The sequence below is a fragment of the Exiguobacterium sp. s152 genome (assembly GCF_018618335.1).
Lineage (GTDB): Bacteria > Bacillota > Bacilli > Exiguobacteriales > Exiguobacteriaceae > Exiguobacterium > Exiguobacterium chiriqhucha.
The window spans coordinates 1-382 of the sequence record NZ_JACSLX010000035.1 but is presented as its reverse complement, the minus strand read 5'-3'; the positions used below and the strand labels follow the sequence as shown (position 1 = coordinate 382).

Annotated in this window: 2 tRNA genes; both read left to right on the top strand. The window is 49.7% G+C overall.

From position 1 onward, the window contains the following. The first annotated feature begins 120 nt into the window (after positions 1-120). Positions 121-197: transfer RNA gene (locus KNP72_RS15790), tRNA-Ile, on the top strand. 21 nt (positions 198-218) lie between these two features. Further along, positions 219-291 (top strand) — tRNA-Ala (locus KNP72_RS15785). The last annotated feature ends 91 nt before the right edge of the window (positions 292-382 follow it).

The window sequence follows — 382 nt, the reverse complement described above, 5'->3', positions numbered from 1 at the left end:
AACAAGGTAGCCGTATCGGAAGGTGCGGCTGGATCACCTCCTTTCTAAGGAAAATGCCCATGTGGCATTGCCCATCGTTCAGTTTTGAGAGACCAAAATCTCTCGACAATCAAAATATGAGGGCCTATAGCTCAGCTGGTTAGAGCGCACGCCTGATAAGCGTGAGGTCGGTGGTTCGAGTCCACTTAGGCCCACCATTTTTTTGAGAATTTCAATACGGGGCCTTAGCTCAGCTGGGAGAGCGCCTGCCTTGCACGCAGGAGGTCAGCGGTTCGATCCCGCTAGGCTCCACTTTGTTCCTTGAAAACTGAAGATTCATCAAGACATCAAACCAATTATTTCACATATGGTCCGTGAGGACCGTGTGTCTTAGACGCTAGAT